This is a genomic window from uncultured Nisaea sp. (genome assembly GCF_963974195.1).
Taxonomy (GTDB): Bacteria; Pseudomonadota; Alphaproteobacteria; order Thalassobaculales; family Thalassobaculaceae; genus Nisaea.
Window position 1 is genome coordinate 37,805 of sequence record NZ_CAXBDC010000016.1, and the last position, 16,444, is coordinate 54,248.

At 61.8% G+C, this 16,444-nt stretch carries 15 protein-coding genes; 5 read left to right on the plus strand and 10 right to left on the minus strand.

Going from position 1 to position 16,444, the window contains the following annotated elements; all coding sequences use genetic code 11:
* Positions 1 to 4 precede the first annotated feature (4 nt).
* The 3 genes from AAC126_RS05715 to gluQRS form a co-directional block, all read right to left on the minus strand.
* On the minus strand, positions 5 to 1,174 hold the full coding sequence (locus AAC126_RS05715) for a PAS domain-containing sensor histidine kinase (protein ID WP_339850911.1): 1,170 nt from the start codon (positions 1,172 to 1,174) through the stop codon (positions 5 to 7).
* Between the two features lie 227 nt (positions 1,175 to 1,401).
* Positions 1,402 to 2,259, minus strand: coding sequence for a TauD/TfdA family dioxygenase (locus tag AAC126_RS05720; protein ID WP_339850912.1), 858 nt, complete (start codon positions 2,257 to 2,259; stop codon positions 1,402 to 1,404).
* 103 nt (positions 2,260 to 2,362) lie between these two features.
* Positions 2,363 to 3,241 carry a tRNA glutamyl-Q(34) synthetase GluQRS gene (gluQRS, locus tag AAC126_RS05725; protein WP_339850915.1) on the minus strand — a complete coding sequence of 293 codons (879 nt, stop codon included), beginning with the start codon at positions 3,239 to 3,241 and terminating at the stop codon, positions 2,363 to 2,365.
* 88 nt (positions 3,242 to 3,329) lie between these two features.
* On the opposite strand from gluQRS, the gene AAC126_RS05730 reads away from it, so the two are divergent.
* The 3 genes from AAC126_RS05730 to AAC126_RS05740 all read left to right on the plus strand — a co-directional run bounded on the left by AAC126_RS05730 (position 3,330) and on the right by AAC126_RS05740 (position 6,631).
* Positions 3,330 to 3,983, plus strand: coding sequence for an alpha/beta fold hydrolase (locus tag AAC126_RS05730; protein WP_339850917.1), 654 nt, complete (start codon positions 3,330 to 3,332; stop codon positions 3,981 to 3,983).
* Between the two features lie 239 nt (positions 3,984 to 4,222).
* Positions 4,223 to 4,816: an HNH endonuclease gene (locus tag AAC126_RS05735; protein WP_339850918.1), complete on the plus strand. Its 594-nt coding sequence runs from the start codon at positions 4,223 to 4,225 to the stop codon at positions 4,814 to 4,816.
* Positions 4,817 to 5,020: 204 nt separating this feature from the next.
* Positions 5,021 to 6,631, plus strand: coding sequence for a methyl-accepting chemotaxis protein (locus AAC126_RS05740; RefSeq protein WP_339850920.1), 1,611 nt, complete (start codon positions 5,021 to 5,023; stop codon positions 6,629 to 6,631).
* Between the two features lie 86 nt (positions 6,632 to 6,717).
* Here the strand turns inward: AAC126_RS05740 and chrA are convergent, their stop codons facing one another.
* The 4 genes from chrA to AAC126_RS05760 form a co-directional block, all read right to left on the minus strand.
* Positions 6,718 to 7,938, minus strand: a complete 1,221-nt coding sequence (gene chrA, locus AAC126_RS05745) for a chromate efflux transporter (RefSeq protein WP_339850922.1) — start codon at positions 7,936 to 7,938, stop codon at positions 6,718 to 6,720.
* A gap of 4 nt (positions 7,939 to 7,942) precedes the next feature.
* A complete protein-coding gene (locus AAC126_RS05750) occupies positions 7,943 to 8,434 on the minus strand; it encodes a disulfide bond formation protein B (RefSeq protein ID WP_339850924.1) in 492 nt (163 codons plus the stop codon).
* Positions 8,435 to 8,560: 126 nt separating this feature from the next.
* Positions 8,561 to 9,763: an MFS transporter gene (locus tag AAC126_RS05755; protein WP_339850926.1), complete on the minus strand. Its 1,203-nt coding sequence runs from the start codon at positions 9,761 to 9,763 to the stop codon at positions 8,561 to 8,563.
* A gap of 35 nt (positions 9,764 to 9,798) precedes the next feature.
* A complete protein-coding gene (locus AAC126_RS05760; protein WP_339850928.1) occupies positions 9,799 to 10,815 on the minus strand; it encodes a C45 family peptidase in 1,017 nt (338 codons plus the stop codon).
* Positions 10,816 to 10,981: 166 nt separating this feature from the next.
* Between AAC126_RS05760 and AAC126_RS05765 the strand changes: the two genes are divergently transcribed.
* Complete coding sequence (locus tag AAC126_RS05765) at positions 10,982 to 11,815, plus strand: DUF547 domain-containing protein (RefSeq protein WP_339850930.1); 834 nt, start codon at positions 10,982 to 10,984, stop codon at positions 11,813 to 11,815.
* Positions 11,816 to 11,819: 4 nt separating this feature from the next.
* Here the strand turns inward: AAC126_RS05765 and AAC126_RS05770 are convergent, their stop codons facing one another.
* Genes AAC126_RS05770 through AAC126_RS05780 form a run of 3 tightly spaced genes read right to left on the minus strand, consistent with a single transcriptional unit; the run spans position 11,820 to position 14,456 of the window.
* Positions 11,820 to 12,620, minus strand: a complete 801-nt coding sequence (locus tag AAC126_RS05770; RefSeq protein ID WP_339850932.1) for an ABC transporter permease — start codon at positions 12,618 to 12,620, stop codon at positions 11,820 to 11,822.
* Positions 12,613 to 13,380 (minus strand): ABC transporter ATP-binding protein, encoded by a 768-nt coding sequence (locus tag AAC126_RS05775; RefSeq protein ID WP_339850935.1) that lies wholly within the window; start codon positions 13,378 to 13,380, stop codon positions 12,613 to 12,615. Before AAC126_RS05775 ends, AAC126_RS05770 begins: the two co-directional genes overlap by 8 nt.
* 53 nt (positions 13,381 to 13,433) lie before the next feature.
* Positions 13,434 to 14,456, minus strand: coding sequence for an ABC transporter substrate-binding protein (locus tag AAC126_RS05780; RefSeq protein WP_339850937.1), 1,023 nt, complete (start codon positions 14,454 to 14,456; stop codon positions 13,434 to 13,436).
* Positions 14,457 to 14,636: 180 nt separating this feature from the next.
* Between AAC126_RS05780 and AAC126_RS05785 the strand changes: the two genes are divergently transcribed.
* Positions 14,637 to 16,274, plus strand: coding sequence for a GMC family oxidoreductase N-terminal domain-containing protein (locus tag AAC126_RS05785; protein WP_339850940.1), 1,638 nt, complete (start codon positions 14,637 to 14,639; stop codon positions 16,272 to 16,274).
* The last annotated feature ends 170 nt before the right edge of the window (positions 16,275 to 16,444 follow it).

The following is a 16,444-nucleotide window of genomic DNA, read 5'->3' on the forward strand; positions in this document are numbered from 1 at the left end:
CCGGCTAGCGCTCGTTCGCCGGGATCGCGGTGCTCGGCGGGAAGGCCAGGGTCACTGTCGTGCCTTCGCCGAGCGTGCTTGTGATCGTGATGTTCCCGCCCATGGCTTCGGTCAGGCGCTTGGAGACATGCAGCCCGATACCGAGCCCGCCGGCGGTGACGTTGCGGTCTGTTTCCGACCGCACATAGAGCTCGAATATATTTTCCAGAACCGCCGGAGCGATGCCGGTGCCGGTATCGGAAACCTGGACCTTCATGCCGGTGGCGTCCTTGCTCAGTGCAAGGGTGATGGTGCCGCCGGTATCCGTGAACTTGATCGCATTGCTGAGCAGGTTGAGAACCACTTGCCGCAATCTCTGGGGGTCGACCGGGTAAGCCGTCTGTCCGGTGGGCAGCAAAAGACGCAGTTTAAGGCTCTGCGAGTGCGCTTTGGGCTCGATGACGGACCGGCACTCTTCCAGGATTTCCTTGATGTCCGAAGGTTCCAGCTTGAGCCGGAGGCTGTTATCCTCGATCAGCGACAGGTCGATCAGCTCGTTGATCAGGTCGAGCAGATGGCGTGCGGAAACGCCAATGGTCCGGACATAATCCGCATATTTTTCGTGCGGCAGGGGGCCGAGTGTCTCGTGCTGGATCATCTCGGAAAACCCGATGATCGCGTTCAGCGGTGTGCGCAACTCGTGGCTCATGGTGCCGAGGAAGCGGCTCTTGGCGACATTGGCTGCATCTGCCTCGTCCGCGGCTTCGGTCAGGGCTTTCTCGATTTCGACATGGCGTGAGCTGTCCCGCATGCTTGCGGTGAACATCACGCCGACAGCCGTCGGGACCAGCATCATCGACAGCTCAATGGGGATCAGGGTGCCGTTGCGCCGCCGGGCAAAGACCTCGCGATGCATGGTTGGCATCGGGTCCGAGGCGCGGGAAAGGAAGGTTTGACGGACCGACCTGTGTGCGGCCCGGTCGGCGTCCGGATAAAGCGTTTCCACCGGTTGCCCGATAAGGGCGCTGTCATTGTAGCCGAGCAGTTGGGTCAGCAGCCTGTTCGCCCCGCGAATGATGCCCTCGGCATCGAAAACGACAAGCGGATCCGGCACTGCATCGATCGGAATCGGCAAGTCAGTCTGGCTGATGCCGCTCGCGGAGGTCGCGAACGGCTGCTCGGAATCCTTTTCCAAATCCCCTAGGCCCCGGAGGGTTGGATGAGGCAATGTGGTCGTTCCCGTTTGATCTATCTGAACAAAGTCGGCCATGCCCTCCCCCTTTTGAGCATGGTGCCGACGGCTATATTCTTCGCCGCCACTTCACAAGACTAAGTGCAATCGAGAACAGGCGCCACATGATTTAGTGGTGTGTTTAGTGAAATTGTATCTAGTTTGAGGGGCCGTTTCCCTAAGCTGTTGCTTTATTGGAATGGCCGGTCACCAATGAGTGTGATCCGGTGCATCAGGCGCCTATATCCATGATAATCATTGATCGGATAATGCATCGCCGCACGGTTGTCCCAGAAGGCGACGGCGCCCTGTGACCAGCGGAACCGGCAGGTGAATTCGGGCTGAATCTGGTGCTCGAACAGATACTCCAGAATGGGGGTGCTTTCCTCTTCTGTCATGCCGTCGAACCGGACCGTATGCGCGACATTCACGTAGAGTGCTTTCCGGCCGGTTTCAGGGTGGGTGCGGATCACGGGGTGACAGGATTCGAGCTCATCGCCCTTCAGTCCGGCCGAGGCATGTTTCATCATGTCGGTCCTGGTCTGCTGGACCCGGCCCTTGCCTGAAATATTGATGGCTTTAAGGGGCGCGAGGAGCGCCTTCATGCCGTCGGACAGGCTGTCATAGGCGAGATACTGGTTGGCGAAGAGCGTGTCTCCGCCAAACGGGGGCAATTCCAGTGCATAGAGCATTGTCCCCATGGGCGGCTCGTCCTGATAAACTGTATCGGAATGCCAGATACCGCCGAAATTGTTGCGGTCCTCTTCCTTTTTCAGGATCGGTGTCACTTCGGGAAAACCGTCGAGGCCCTTTACGAAGGGATAGATCATCGGCTCGCCGAACCGGCGGGCGAAGCGGAGCTGCTGTTCCGGGGTCAATGTCTGGTCGGGCAGGAAGACAACGAGATGGTCGAGCAGAGCCTTGCGGAGCGCTGCGACGGTCGTGTCATCAAGTTCCCGGGATGCATCGACGCCGTGAATTTCCGCGCCCATGGCGCCGGCTATCGGTCTGATGTCGAGCGCATGCTCGGCCATTCTGGACTGGGCCATCTGTTCCTCCTCTGGTTTGTTTTTTTTGTTATTGCAATTTAATCCCCCGGCGGAGGTTGCCGACAAGTGACCTATTCAATCATTTGGCGGTTCCGGTTTGGCGTCAGTCGGGATTCTGGGCCCGGACCATGGCGCGGACATCCCCGGGACTGTGACCGGCCGCGCGCAAGTCACGGATGGCGGTGGACTGCTCCCGCTTGGCCAATCGCCTGCCATCCTCGCCCCGCAATAACCCGTGATGCAGGTAGTCGGGGGTGGGGAGGGCGAGCAGGGCCTGCAGCAGCCGATGGATATGGGTCGCATCCAGCAGGTCCTCACCCCGGGTGACCAGAGTGATGCCCTGCAGCGCGTCGTCGAGCGTCACAGCGAGATGGTAGCTCGTCGGAATGTCCCGCCGGGCAAGGACAACGTCGCCGAAAATCTCCGGGCGTGCCTGATGCTCGCCACGGTGCCTGTCCGCCCAGGTCAACGGGCCGACGCGCTCTATGGCGCGGGCCATGCGCAGACGGAGCGCGAAAGGCTTGCCGGAATCCAGCCTTCGCTGGCGCTCCGCATCGGATAACAGCATGTCAGTATCCACCGGCGCTTTTGGGGGCGCGCCATGGGGGGCCGAGAGGGCGTCATTCAGCTCTCGCCGTGACAGGAAACAGCGATAGAGCAATCCCATCTCTTCCAGCCGGTCGAGAGCGGTTTGGTAAAACCCGAAATGTTCCGACTGGCGGCGGACGGGTTCCGGCCAGGACAGACCAAGCCAGCGGAGATCCTCAAGATTGGCCGCTTCATGCTCCGGCTTGCAGCGGGTGATGTCGATATCCTCTATCCGCAGCAGGAAGGTGCCACCATCACGCCTTGCCTGCTCCGCCGCGAACAGGGCCGAATAGGCGTGGCCCAGATGCAGGTCGCCGGTCGGAGATGGAGCGAAGCGTGTGACGGTGCCGGCCGGCGATGGCGGAAGGGATGAAGCGGACAGAGGTGCCTCCAAAACTTGGCGAAGAGCCGTTCCTGATATAGGTAGCGTAGCAGGTAAGGGAGCGAAACCGGTCTCCCGCGACACAGTATGGGAGACGGAGATGATCGAACTTGAAGGGCCGCGCATGGCGGCCGCGAGCGGTGAGGCGCCGACGGCGCTGGTGGTGCTACTGCACGGGCTCGGGGCGGACGGCAATGACCTGATCGGCCTCGCGCCGGTCTGGGCGCCGCATCTGCCGCATGTCGAGTTTGTCTCCCCCAACGCCCCCTATCCCTGCGACATGGCACCATATGGCCGGCAATGGTTCAGCCTGCAGGTCCGGACCGAGGAGGTCATGCTTGACGGCGTGCGGCAGGCTGCTCCGATCCTGGAAAATTTCCTTGAAGCCGAATTGAAGCGCACCGGTCTTGGCTGGGACCGTCTGGCGCTGGTCGGGTTCTCCCAGGGCACCATGATGTCGTTGCATCTGGCGCCGCGCCTGAAACAGGCTCCCGCCGGTGTGCTCGGCTATTCCGGCGCGCTTGTCGCCGGTGGATTGCTGGCGGAGGAAGTGGCCGGAAAGCCACCTGTCTCGCTGATCCACGGGCTGGCGGACGAGGTCGTGCCGCACGCGGCGATGCCGGCCGCCGAGGCGGCGTTGCAGGCCGTGGGGATCGAGGTCGAATCGTTGTCCCGCCCCGGATTAGGGCATGGCATTGACGAGGAAGGGCTGGGCCGGGGGCTTGCCTTTTTGCGGCGCGTGCTACCTCAATAGCGGCAAGCAGCAAGGCTTTCCCGCGATCCGGGAGAAGACCCGCAATTTCTCCGGTGACAAGTTCGAAAAACCGTAACAATATATTGATATCAAGCGGGTGCTCCTGGAGCACAAGACGTTGGAAACTGAGGTCGACGAGACATGAACATCGTTATACCCCACAACATATTGTGGCCGGGCGTGACGCGCCCCCGCCAGTTTCCTAGTCGGTAATTCCTCGGCAGGTCGGAGAGAAACGCGTGAACGCCCTATCAGCAGCTCATCCTTCTCCGGCCCTTGTTTTGAACGCTGATTTCAGACCGCTCAGCTACTTTCCCCTGTCCCTCTGGTCCTGGCAGGATGTCGTCAAGGCGGTGTTCCTGGACCGGGTCAATATTCTCTCCGAATATGATCATGTGGTGCGCTCGCCGAGTTTCGAGATGAAGCTGCCGAGCGTGATCGCGCTGAAGGAATTCGTGCCGCAATCCCGGCGCCCGGCCTTCACCCGGTTCAACGTGTTCCTGCGGGACCGGTTCAGCTGCCAGTATTGCGACACAAGGTTCCCGACACAGGAACTGACTTTCGATCACGTCATACCGCGCTCACGCGGCGGCAGGACCAGTTGGGAGAATGTCGTGACCGCCTGCGGGTACTGCAATCTGCACAAGGGCAACAAGATGCCGACGCCACGCGGCTTCATGCCGATCGTCAAGCCGGTGCAGCCGTCGACATATCTGCTACAGGAAAACGGCCGGGCCTTCCCGCCCAACTACCTGCATGAAAGCTGGCGCGACTATCTCTACTGGGATAGCGAACTTGAGCAGGACGCATTCGAAACCCGTCCGGGTTTTTAGCTCAAATTCTATTTTACTTCGTTTCATTCCACTCTACTGACGCCAACCTCGATTTTATTGTCTGAGAGGGCATTTTTCCCGGATATGCATTTGTAAATAGTCATATTTTCAGTGTAGGTATTGGGCGTAAATTAACTTCCACCGGCCGTTCGGATCCTCCCGATCGACAATCTCTTTTTCTCAGCAATCCGAGAGTGAGCAGGCATGCGCTTTAATCACCTGATCGCCATACTTATTGGCGCGATCCTGGCTATCATCGCCGGGATCATCGGCTTGAACTTCATGTCCCAGAAAGATGCGTTGACCCAGGCCAAGATTGAGCAGGCGTCCCACATCACGGAAGGGGCTCTGGCAATCCTCAAAAATGAGCTGGATGAGGGCAAGAGTCTCGACGAGGCGAAAGAAGCGATCCGTAATTTCCGCTTCAACAACGGTAATTACGTCTTCCTGGTCGACGATAAGTTCTGTCTTGTTCTGTACCCTTCAAAACCGCAGGACGAAGGCTCGTGCGATCCGAAGTCGGATAGCCGGAACGGATTGTGGGATCTCGCGAAGGCCGGTGGCGGTGCCTATAGCTATTCGACCCGGGGAGGGCTCCGGAAGATCTCCTATGCCCGCCCGGTTCCCGGCCAGAAGGTCTATCTTGCCAGCGGGATCTATCTCGATGATCTCGATGAAAAACTGAGCCAGGAGCTGATCCAGCAAACCCTGATTGCCATAGCGCTCTGCGCGGTCATCGGTCTGGTTCTGTTCTACTTCATCTCCCGCCTGCGCCGGGATATCGACCGGATCAATTCCGGCCTGAACGCGGTTGCGTCCGGCAATACGAAGTTCAAGGAACCGGCACGGGCATCGGTTGGTGAAATCGAGCAGATGCGGCAGGCTCTTCTGGTGCTGCGCGACCGGGTTGCCGAAAACGAGGCTCTGCGGGCTCAGCAGGCGGAAGCCGAGCGCGGCAATCTTGAGGAACGCAAACGCACCCAGGATGCCCTGGCTGACGGGTTCGAGCGGGATATCGGCGGAGCGACGGAGAGCCTGTCGGCGACCGTGCAGGACATGTCGAAAAACGCTGCCGACATGCAGGAAGTCGCGAACCGGACCACCGCACAGGCCCAGAACGCGGCACGCCTGACGGAACAGGCGTCAGACTATGTCAATTCCGTCGCCACGGCGGCTGAACAACTGACGGCCTCGATCTCGGAGATCAGCCGGCAGACCAGTGAGGCGACGACGATCTCCGGCGATGCCGTGGACCGGGCGGAGACGACCAACAAGATTGTTGCTTCGCTTGAAGTGTCGGCGAACGAGATCGGTGAAGTGGTTGCGCTGATCAGCGAGATCGCCGAACAGACCAATCTTCTTGCCCTCAATGCCACTATCGAGGCGGCGCGGGCCGGTGAGGCGGGCAAGGGCTTTGCCGTTGTCGCCTCTGAGGTGAAGAACCTGGCGAGCCAGACCGCGAAGGCGACGGACGACATCCGCACGAAAATCGGCAGCGTGCAGTCCGAAACGGCCAGCGCCGTCGAGGCCATCGGACAGATCAAGCAGGTGATTTCCCAAATCAATGAGGTCGGCGGCTCCCTTGCCTCCGCTGTTGAGGAGCAAAGCGCCGCGACGCAGGAGATCGTGCAGAATGTTCAGGCTGCCGCCAACGGATCTGCAAGTGTCGCCGCCGAGGTGAACAATCTGAACGAGTCTGCAGCCCAGACCGAGACCTATGCGGCCAAGGTCAATGAGTTCGCGGACAAGCTGGGCGATGTGGCGACGGATCTGCGCCAGCGGGCAGGCGCGTTCCTCGCCGGTGTGCGATCCTGATAATCGTCATTCATATCTGGGCTTATGGGGAGGCAGTCTTGCCTCCCCTTTTTACTGGCTGACGCAGGAGGGTTGCTTGTCTGCGTTCAGAGAGCCGCCTGAAGTCCCCATCCCACCAGCGCGCCGAGCAGCACGACCAGCCAGGGCGGCAGCTTCCAGGCCGCCAGCGCGAGATAGGCCGCCGCAACCAGGGCGAAGTCCGCCGGTGATGTTACTGCCCCGATGAAAACCGGGTCGTAAAGCGCCGCCAGGATGAGGCCGACGACCGCCGCATTGACGCCGCGCAGGGCTGCATGCGCCTTGTTGTTGCCTCTCAGTCTGGCCCAGAAGGGCAGGGCGGCCGGGACCAGCAGGAAGCTGGAGAAGAAAATTGCGAGCAGCGCTGCTGCGGCATAGGGGATCTCGCTGCCGGACGGGGCGATGACGGCACCGAGATAGGCGGCAAAGGTGAAGAGCGGCCCCGGTACGGCCTGGGCCATGCCGTAGCCCGCGAGAAACGCGTCGTTGCCGATAATGCCCGGCGGCACGATCTCCGCCTGCAGCATGGGCAGAACAATATGCCCGCCGCCGAAAACAAGCGCGCCGACCCGGTAGAAAATATCGGCAAGCTGGAGAAGCGGTTGGCCGGATTGTGCGGCCAGCAAGGGCAGGCCAGCCAGCAGCCCGGCGAACAGGGCGAAAAGCGCCAGCGCTGTCCTGGTGCCGATCCCCGGCTTCATGGCCGTGCCGGTCGGGGGAGTGTCACCAGACTTCGGCAACAACAGTCCGGCAATGGCCCCGGCAAGGATCACAAGCAGCTGGCCATAGGCTGGTGTCGCCATGAGCATGAAGGCAGCGGCACAGACGGCGAGGCTTGCACGTGGTGCGTCAGGGCAGAGGGAGCGCCCCATCTGCAATGCGGCCTGCGCGACAACGGCGACAGCGACCAGTTTCAGTCCGTGCAGCCAGCCTTGTCCTTCCGCTCCGCCTGCGACAGTGACGCCATAGGCGAAGGCAACCAGCAAAGCAGCCGATGGCAGGGTGAAGCCGATCCAGGCGGCCAGTGCGCCGGGAATGCCGCCGCGCAGCAGGCCGATGGCGAAGCCGACCTGGCTGCTGGCCGGGCCGGGCAGAAACTGGCAAAGCGCCACCAGTTCCGAATAGGTCCCGTCGTCAAACCATTTCCGGCGCTCAACAAATTCGGTGCGGAAATAGCCGATATGGGCGACCGGGCCGCCGAAGCTGGTGCAGCCGAGCTTCAGGAAAATCAGCAGGATATCAAGCCAGGAGGTGCGGTCGGACGCGTGTTCCCCAGGCTGCGCGTTCATGCTGTCAGACCCGGCGCGGCAGGCTGAGGAGGATGGCAAGGCAGCCCGCGGCGGCGGAGAGCAGGAAATTATATCCGGCCATCGAGATGCCGAACATTTCCCAGGCGATGTCCGTACAGCGGACGATCGGCTGGTTCATGAGCTGCGCCTTCAGCGCTTCCAGACTGTCCGGCATCGAGGTCGCACCGCATTCGGCGGTGCCTTCCCACCAGAGATGCTCGACGCCGACATGGAAAAACCCGATCCCGGCGCTCGTGAGCAGGGCCAGCCCGCCCAGTACGCAGAGCCAGCGCGTGGCCCCGGGCGCACGGCGGACAAGGGCGAGGCCAAGCAGGCCAAGAACAATTGCCGCCGCATGTGGATAGCGCTGGTAGAGGCACAGGACGCAGGGGGCGAGGCCACCGATATACTGGAAGGCAAACGCGCCGCCGAGCATGGATGAGGCGAAGGCCACGAGGCCGGCTGGAATGAACCAGGCCGGAAGGGCTCCGATCATAGGTCTCACAATCCCGGTCTCCATGGCCATGTTCCAGACGGTTCGGCGGATGGTCCCGCCGGTTCTATCGCCCCTGCGGGAGAGGTCAAGTCCCGTTGCCGTTACCCCTGTTGCCGATACCGGGACTCAAGCGGTTTTCCCGGCTCGCGTGGCCGCCCGCAGGTAGCAGAAAAATCCGATGATCGAGGTGCCGACGACCACTTCGAGCGCGAAGTCGTAACCGCCAATTTCCCAGAACAGGGAGCCGAGGAACGGAGCGGCGGCGAAGCAGGCGAGATAGGGCAGGGCCATGGCCCCGGCGATCGAGCCGAAATTCGTCTCGCCCATGATCTCGCGGGTGACCACCGGCTTCATGATGCTGGTCAGGCCGTAGCCGCTGCCCTGCAGGAAGACGAACCCGACAAGCAGGATCGGCCATGCGCCGGCGCCGATCAGCAGGACGCAGGCAATGGCGACGGCGATGAAGCAGTAGCACATGGCAACGAAGTTCGAGATGTAGCGCTCGACCGCCATCATCACCACCCGGCCGAGCACCTGCATCGGGCCGATCATCGACGCGGCCGCGACGGCGATGGCGGCGTCGACACCCCGTTCCTTCAGCAAGGGCAGCAGGTGGTTGATGACCACGCCATGGGAAATCGCCATCAGGGAAAAGCCGATGGCGAGCAGCCAGAATGTCGGGTTGGCGAGGAACGCCGATTTCTTCGGCTGCACGGCAGCATGTGCGCCGGAGCTCGCTGCTGGCGGGGGCACATGGGTCGTTCTGGTGCGTTCCAGCTCACGTGTTCCCGCGATCATCAGCGGCAGTGCGACAAGGCAGACGGCGGCGCCCGCAACCTGAACCGCGAGGTGCCAGTCAGCATAAGCGACCAGCGCATGCGCGCTCGGGAAGGAGACGGTGCCGGCAAACCCGGCCGCCAGCGTGATAAGCGTAATCCCGCGCTTCGCGGAGACGCCTCGGGTCCGGGTGACCAGCATGAAACAGGGCTCGTAAAGGCAGGCGGACATGGCCATGCCGAGCCCGCACCAGACGGCGTAGAAGACAGGCAGGCTGTCCACCAGGGAGAGCAGGGCGATCAGGATGCCGCCGATCAGTGTCCCGCCGCTGAGAACCGCCGCCCCATGCCCCCGGTCGACCAGATTGCCGACGATGGGAGAGCAGAGCGCGCTCATGGCGATGGAGGCGGTGAAGGCGCCGGTCAGCTCTGTCTTCGACCAGCCGAGATCGGCTTCCCAATGCACCAGCAGGGCCGGGAAGATGTAATAGAGACCGGCCCAGACAATGGTTTCCGCGACGGCGAGCAGAGCGATGGGTTTATCGAGGCGCATATCGGATCAATCCTCGCCCAGGTGACGTATGCCGGTCATGCCGAGGCTCCCGTGACGACGGCTGTCCGGTCCGGGCCGTGATGTACCGCCCATTCCATGCCGTCCGCGCCGAAGCTGCATGAGAAGGTCGCCAGCGTATAGCTGTCGCTCGCATCATGTTCAGCCCGGCACAGAATGGGGAATTCCTGGACTGTGCGGTCGAACAGGATTGTCAGAACATCGCGCTCTCCTGTGCGCAGCATTGCGTCCGCCCGTGCCTGCCGTTCGCGGGAGGAGTCCGAGACGGTCTGCGCGATGCCGGAGAATGCGGGCCGGATCAGGTGATTTGTATGAGCGTGCGGCGCCGTTACTTCGAGTGCGATCATCCCGCTTGCAGGCGCTTCGACCGAAATCATCCGTCCGGTGCCGTCGGCGAAATTGTGATGGAAGCCGGAAGCCCGGTCGGTGCGCCCGACGATTTCCAGCACCTGCTCCAGTGTCGTGGCGGAGAGCACGGCGCGGGTGATGACATGCCGGGGAATGCCGATTGTCAGGTCATGCGGGCGGATATTGTTGATGGTCTGGACGATGCCTGCCGCGTTCCAGCCAAAGGCGTGGCCCGGCAGCATGCCGGGGTAGCAATAGGCGGAGAAAGCTGGACCGGTTTCTGGCTTGAAGTGGGCGATGAAGCCCTGCCCCGCCAGCTCCGGTGCGCCGTCCTCGTTATGGGCGAGCATTGCTGGACGATCACCTTCAGCCGGCAGCATCAGGCTGGTGCAGGCATCCTCGTCACTGCGCACCAGATCCCGGAGATCGCCCCGGCAATTCCAGAGGAAAACCTTCTCGAAAGGCTGTCCTGCGCCGTCCGCGATGCCTTCGATTTCCCGGACATAGTCGGGGAAGGCATGGCGGGCGGCGGCTTCCAGCCCCTTCAGGCGCTCCGAGCTGAGCCATTGCTCCAGAGCACGGAACTGCGGTGTTGCGAAGGAGGCTTCGGCGATTGCTTTGGCGGCTTTTCGTCCAAGCCCGTAACCGAGGTCGTAAGCGGAGCCTTCAAGGGTAATCAGGTCCATTGCGATGGTCTTCTCGTTCTGGCGTTTTTCGTGCTTCGCGCTGGGCGCCTTACGGCGACGTGAAGGAAGGTGAGGGTGCGGGAGATTGCCGCGAGGCAATACCATACGCACATTGGCATCTGAATCCAGCGGTGCTGACCCGAATTGCTGAGCGGAGTATGCAGGGATGAGTTTTCTGAGGCGGGCTGTTGCGCTGCTTGTCGTTGTGGTTGCCTGGAGCATGCCGGCTGGTGCGGCGCCGAAAGCCGCGCTTTGGGATATCTGGGCGGCGCATGACCCGGCCAGCGGCATCATCGTGGATCACGCGGCCTGGGACCGGTTCCTCGGGCAATATGTCCGGCCGGGAAGCGACGGCATAAACCGGGTTGCCTATGGGGCCGTAACGCCGGAGGGCAAGGCTAATCTCGATGGCTATATCGATATGCTCGCGTCCGTCCCCGTGCATTCCCTGTCCCGAGCAGAGCAGCTTCCGTTCTGGGTCAATCTCTACAACGCACTGACTGTCCGCGTGGTGCTGGAGCATTATCCGGTCGCCTCTATCCGGGATATCGACATATCGCCCGGCTTCTTCGCCGACGGGCCGTGGGGAAAGACGCTGGTCACGGTGGAAGGCAAAGCGCTCTCGCTGGACGATATAGAGCACCGCATTCTGCGTCCGGTCTGGCGCGATCCACGTATCCACTACGTCGTGAACTGCGCCTCCATCGGGTGCCCAAACCTGCAGCCATATGCGATGACGGCCGGGAATGCGGAAGCATTTCTGGAAGAAGCGGCGATTGCCTTCATCAACCATCCGCGTGGTGTCCGGATCGAGGAGGGAAAGCTTTACGTCTCCAGCATCTACGACTGGTTCGAAGCTGATTTCGGCGGCACTGATGCAGGTGTGATCGCGCATCTGCGGGACTATGCGAAAGGGGAACTCGCGGCCTCCTTACCAGAGGTCAAGCAGATCGAGGGAGACAGCTACGATTGGCGTCTGAACGGAACAGCATTGCCGTAGGACGTTAGACCCGCCAGCGCAGCAGCGCTTTTTCCGCCCGGCCGATGATCCAGGAGACGGTGAGACCTATCGTCGAAAGGATGGCGACACCGGCAATGAGCTGGTCCATTGCCATCAGGCTGCCGGCCATCAGGATATAAGCGCCAACGCCGAACTCCGCACCAATCATTTCGGCGGCGACCAGCAGCACGATGGCGATGGCGGCGGAGATCCGGAAGCCCGGCAGGATCGCGGGCAGGGCGCCCGGCAGGATGATCTTGCGGACGATGGAGAACCAGGACATGCCGAAGGACTGGCCCATGCGGATTAGGCCCCGGTCTACGTTATCCACCCCGCCATAGGTCGCCACCACGGTCGGGAAGAAGGTGCCGAACAGGATGGTGGCAACCTTCGAGCCTTCGCCGATGCCGAACCAGATGATGAACAGCGGCAGTAGCGCGATCTTCGGAATAGGAAAGATCGCGGCGACCAGCGGTACCAGCCCGGCCCGGGCGAGGGAGAACAGCCCGATCGCAAAGCCCACGGCGATGCCGAGAATGGTTCCGGCCGTCCAGCCGATCACCAGTCGCGAGAGCGAGGCGCCGAGATGCTTCCACAGCATGCCGCTGTCCAGCAGATCCATGAAGGCCGTGGCCGCTTCGCTCGGTGCGGGCAGAACCAGCGGATGAATAATCCCGGTCCGGCAGCCGATCTCCCAGATGGCAACCAAGACCACCATCAGAGCAAGGCCGAACAGGGCGCGCGGGCGCGGGTTGAAGCCGCCGCCACGGAAGGGAACGGGTTGCGACATGGGAGCTTCAGGCATCGATCAGCTCCATGTCGGCGGCGGCCGCTTCATCGCGGATCAAGGACCAGAGCTGTTCCTGCTTTGCGGCAAGCTCGCCCACGCGGGCGGCGCGCTCGGCCAGTGGCATGTCGATGGAGACGACCTCCCGAATACGTCCCGGACGGCGGGACAGCACGACGATCCTGTGCCCGAGGCGGACGGCCTCGTTCAGGTTATGGGTCACATAGACGGCGGTGAAGGGCGTTTTCGACCAGAGGCCGACAAGATCGTCCATCAGCAGCTCGCGGGTCTGGCTGTCCAGTGCCGAGAGCGGCTCGTCCATCAGCAGGACGGCGGGGCGGACGGCGAGGGCGCGGGCGATGGCCACCCGCTGCTTCATGCCGCCGGAAAGCTGGCGCGGCAGAGCAGTCTTGAAATCGGAAAGTTTGGTGCGGGCCAGCACATCATCGATGATGGCATCGGTCTCCGCCTTGCCGAGTCCGTGATCTTCCAGCACCAGAGAGACGTTCCCGGCAACGCTGCGCCAGGGCAGCAGGGCGAAATCCTGAAAGATATAGGTCAGTGGATTGAGGCTGTCGTCCGGTGGGGCGCCATGCTCGAGAACGGCACCTTCATCCGGGCGTTCCAGCCCGCCGATCAGGCGCAGCAGGGTCGATTTCCCGCAGCCTGACGGGCCGACGATACAGACGATCTCGCCGGCGGGGATGTCGAGGGTGATATCGCTCAGAACCGGCATGCCGCCATAGCGGTGGCTGATGCCGTTCAGTGTCAGTTGCATGGCTGCTCGCGGCGCCCGTTCGCGCCCGGCTCCGGAGAGCCGGGCGCGTCGGATCAGTAGGTTTCGACGAATTGCGTGTCGACCAGCGTGTCGATCGAGATGTCCTTGCCGACCAGTCCTTCGCTCTGGAACCAGGCAAGCTGCTTCTTCACGTTGGTCAGGTTCAGCTTGAGGCCCGGCTGCAGCCGCATGGCGCCATTCTTGATCGACGGCGCGGCCTTCTCGAAAGGACGGCTGGTATAGACATATTTGTGGATCAGCCTGGTCATCTCTTCGATGGCCGGATCGCCCTTGGCCTTGTCGACCATGACGGCGTTGAAATCGGCCGCGCCCCTGGCGTAGGCGGCGACGAATTTCTTCACCAGCTCCGGACGCGCGGCGGCGTTTTTGGCGGAGGTGAAGGCGGTGGTCACCTGATAGTCGTCATAGTCGCCGATCCAGCCGATGATCTTCGCGGCGCCGCTTTTCGACAGCGGTTTGGCGATGTGCGGGACGATGATCATGGCATCGATCTGGCTGGATTTCAGGGCGCCGATGATGGCACCGACCTTCTGCAGCGGCTTCAGGGAAATCTTCGAGATGTCGAAGCCTTCCTTCGCCGCGACCTGGGAGGCCATGTAGTGGAAGGAGGAGCCGGTCTGGGTGATGCCGAGGCTGTGGCCCGCGAGCTTGTCCGGGCTGGTCAGGCCGGCCTCGTAAGCAGCGGTGCTGACCAGGATGGCGGAACCATCGATGCCCTTTTCTTCCTGCAGCACGCCGCCGATCACCTTGACCGCGCCCTTGTCGGCGAGGTTGACGAGACCGCCGGTGATCGAGGTGACGCCGAAATCGACGTCGCCGGAGGCGATCGCCACGGCCATGGGCTGGGCGGCCTGGAAGAACTTGAACTCGACCTCAAGACCCTGCTCGGCGAAATACCCCTTCTCGAAGGCGACGAAGCCGCCTGCATGCGAGGTGAAACGGAGCGCGCCGACGGTGATCTTGTCAGCAGCAGCGGCCGTTCCGATGGTCCCGGCGATGACGCCGAGTGCCGTAAGGCCCGCCATCACGGCGCGGCGCGTGAAGAGATGCTTCATCTCTGATCCTCCAGAGTTTCTTATGAAGAGCAGCATAAAACCGCCAGATGACACGGGCCTTCTCTTAATCGGTTCGGCTCCATGAGGAAACCAAATTGCGCAACCGGCCATGCTTGCGCAATGATGGGGTTAATAAACAAAATCTCAGAAACGCTATCCCCACCCTTGGAAACGCCTTCAATGACCAGCTTTGATTATGTGATCGTCGGCGCCGGCTCGGCCGGTTGTATCCTCGCGAACCGGCTCAGTGCGGACCCGTCCGTGACCGTGTGCCTGCTTGAGGCGGGCCCGCCGGACTATCATCCGATGATCCATATCCCGGCCGGCTTCATGAAGACACTGGTCGACCCGTCCGTGAACTGGCTGTACGAGAGCGAACCAAGCTACTGGACCGGCGGCCGCTCCATCGCAGCGCCGCGCGGCAAGACCCTGGGCGGCTCCAGCTCCATCAACGGACATATCTACAATCGCGGCCAGCGCCTCGATTTCGACGGTTGGGCCCAGCGCGGCAACCGGGGATGGGGCTATGCCGACGTGCTGCCCTATTTCAAGCGGACCGAACATCGCATCGGCGAGGGCGAGGATACGTTCCGGGGCCGCGAGGGGAACATGGCAGTCACCGATATCGACTGGCAGCATCCGCTCTGCGATGCCTTCATCAAGGGAGCCGAAAGCCTCGGCATTCCGCACAACAAGGATTACAACGGCAAGATTCAGGAAGGTGTTTCCTACGCCCAGCGGACGATCTACGGCCGCCGCCGGATGAGCACGGCACGCGGCTATCTGCGTCCGGCGATGAAACGCAAGAACCTGACCGTGCGGACCCATGCGCATGCGACGAAAATCCTGTTCGAGGGCAAGAAAGCCACAGGCATCCGCTATTCCGAAGGCGGCCGGCACGGGATCGTGACGGATGTCTTCGCCCGGCGGGAGGTGATCCTTTGCGGCGGCGCGGTGAACTCGCCGCAGCTGCTGCAGCTCTCCGGTGTTGGCGATCCGGAGCTGCTGCGCGGACTGGGCATCGATGTCCAGCATGCACTGCCGGGGGTCGGAGAGAATTTGCGGGACCATTACGCGCCGCGTTTCACCGCCCGGGTCAAGAACTCGAACAGCATCAACGAGCTGGCGCGCGGGCCGCGGCTCTGGGGCGAAATTTTCAAATATTTCACCGGACAGAAAAGCATCCTCGGCCTCAGCCCGACACTGGTCTATTGCTTCTGGCACTCCAACGAGACGGCCCGGAACAGTGATCTGCAATTCACCTTCACGCCGGCCAGCTACAAGCAGGGCGTACAGTCCAAGCTGGACGACCTGCCGGGCATGACCATCGCTTCCTGGCAGCAACGGCCGGAGAGTATCGGCTATATCCGCGCCCGCAATGCCGACCCATTCGAGGCACCGGCGATCCAGCCGAATTACCTGGCGGACGAGACGGATCGGCAGGTGTTGCTTTCGGGCATGAAACTCGCCCGGCGCCTGTTGCAGACCGAACCGCTGAAGCCTTATTTCGACGGCGAGCTTTATCCCGGCCCGGGCGTGCAGAGCGATGACGAGCTGCTGGCAGCGGCCCGTGAGCGCGGCACCACGACGTTCCATCTTATGGGCACGTGCCGGATGGGGCCGGACAGCGATAAGACAGCGGTGGTTGACGATCAGCTAAAGGTTAGGGGACTGGAAGGCCTCAGGGTTGTCGACGCCTCGATCATGCCCACCATGCCCTCGGCTAACCTGAACGCATCGACCATGATGATCGGTGAGAAGGCCGCGGATATGATCCTTGGCAAGCCATCCGCAGAACCGATTGCCCTTCAGGATTGAAATAAACAGAAATTTCATGCGGTTAGTTGCATTTGCGGGTTTTAAACGTTTTCGGAGCATTGGTCGTTAAACAAGAATTAACAAGTTCCGTGTTTTTCTGGGTTCGATAATCATTCGGATTGTTGAACGCATACAACTTGTCTTAGTATTCACGGGAATTAACCATGGCG

Bases quoted from the DNA above. Each gene is read 5' to 3' on its own strand.
- AAC126_RS05775 (WP_339850935.1), bottom strand. From the start codon at position 13,380: ATGCAACTGACACTGAACGGCATCAGCCACCGCTATGGCGGCATGCCG.
- chrA (WP_339850922.1), bottom strand. From the start codon at position 7,938: ATGAACGCGCAGCCTGGGGAACACGCGTCCGACCGCACCTCCTGGCTT.
- AAC126_RS05730 (WP_339850917.1), top strand. From the start codon at position 3,330: ATGATCGAACTTGAAGGGCCGCGCATGGCGGCCGCGAGCGGTGAGGCG.
- AAC126_RS05760 (WP_339850928.1), bottom strand. From the start codon at position 10,815: ATGGACCTGATTACCCTTGAAGGCTCCGCTTACGACCTCGGTTACGGG.
- AAC126_RS05740 (WP_339850920.1), top strand. From the start codon at position 5,021: ATGCGCTTTAATCACCTGATCGCCATACTTATTGGCGCGATCCTGGCT.
- AAC126_RS05780 (WP_339850937.1), bottom strand. From the start codon at position 14,456: ATGAAGCATCTCTTCACGCGCCGCGCCGTGATGGCGGGCCTTACGGCA.
- AAC126_RS05750 (WP_339850924.1), bottom strand. From the start codon at position 8,434: ATGATCGGAGCCCTTCCGGCCTGGTTCATTCCAGCCGGCCTCGTGGCC.
- AAC126_RS05785 (WP_339850940.1), top strand. From the start codon at position 14,637: ATGACCAGCTTTGATTATGTGATCGTCGGCGCCGGCTCGGCCGGTTGT.
- AAC126_RS05770 (WP_339850932.1), bottom strand. From the start codon at position 12,620: ATGCCTGAAGCTCCCATGTCGCAACCCGTTCCCTTCCGTGGCGGCGGC.
- AAC126_RS05765 (WP_339850930.1), top strand. From the start codon at position 10,982: ATGAGTTTTCTGAGGCGGGCTGTTGCGCTGCTTGTCGTTGTGGTTGCC.
- AAC126_RS05720 (WP_339850912.1), bottom strand. From the start codon at position 2,259: ATGGCCCAGTCCAGAATGGCCGAGCATGCGCTCGACATCAGACCGATA.
- AAC126_RS05755 (WP_339850926.1), bottom strand. From the start codon at position 9,763: ATGCGCCTCGATAAACCCATCGCTCTGCTCGCCGTCGCGGAAACCATT.